At 65.7% G+C, this 664-nt stretch carries 1 protein-coding gene; it reads left to right on the forward strand.

Annotated elements, in window-relative coordinates; genetic code table 11:
• On the forward strand, positions 1-664 hold a 664-nt coding region (locus tag VXC91_RS46525; protein ID WP_329513357.1), incomplete at both ends, for a cytochrome c oxidase subunit I.

Below are 664 nucleotides of genomic sequence, written 5' to 3' on the forward strand. Positions count from 1 at the left end.
CTTCGCCGGCTTCACGAACTGGATCATGCCGCTGCAGATCGGCGCGCCCGACGTGGCGTTCCCGCGACTGAACATGCTCGCCTACTGGCTCTACCTGCTCGGCTCGCTGATCGCGGTGGGCGGCTTCCTCACCCCGGAGGGTGCGGCCGACTTCGGCTGGTTCGCCTACGCCCCGCTGTCCGACGCGGTGCACTCGCCGGGTGTCGGCGGCGACATGTGGATCATGGGTCTGGCCATGTCCGGCTTCGGCACCATCCTCGGCTCGGTCAACTTCATCACTACGATCATCTGCATGCGTGCCCCGGGCCTGACCATGTTCCGCATGCCGATCTTCGTGTGGAACGTGCTGCTGACCGCGGTGCTGGCTCTGATCGTCTTCCCGGTCCTGGCCGCGGCCCTGTTCGCCCTGGAGGCCGACCGCAAGTTCGGCGCCCACGTCTTCGACGCCGCCAACGGCGGCGCGTTGTTGTGGCAACACCTCTTCTGGTTCTTCGGCCATCCAGAGGTGTACATCATCGCGCTACCGTTCTTCGGCATCATTTCCGAGATCATCCCAGTCTTCAGCCGCAAGCCGATGTTCGGCTACATGGGCCTGGTCGGTGCCACCATCGCCATCGCCGGCCTGTCGGTCACCGTGTGGGCGCACCACATGTACGCCACCGGC

The sequence above is a fragment of the Streptomyces chiangmaiensis genome (assembly GCF_036281785.1).
Classification (GTDB): Bacteria; Actinomycetota; Actinomycetes; order Streptomycetales; family Streptomycetaceae; genus Streptomyces; species Streptomyces chiangmaiensis.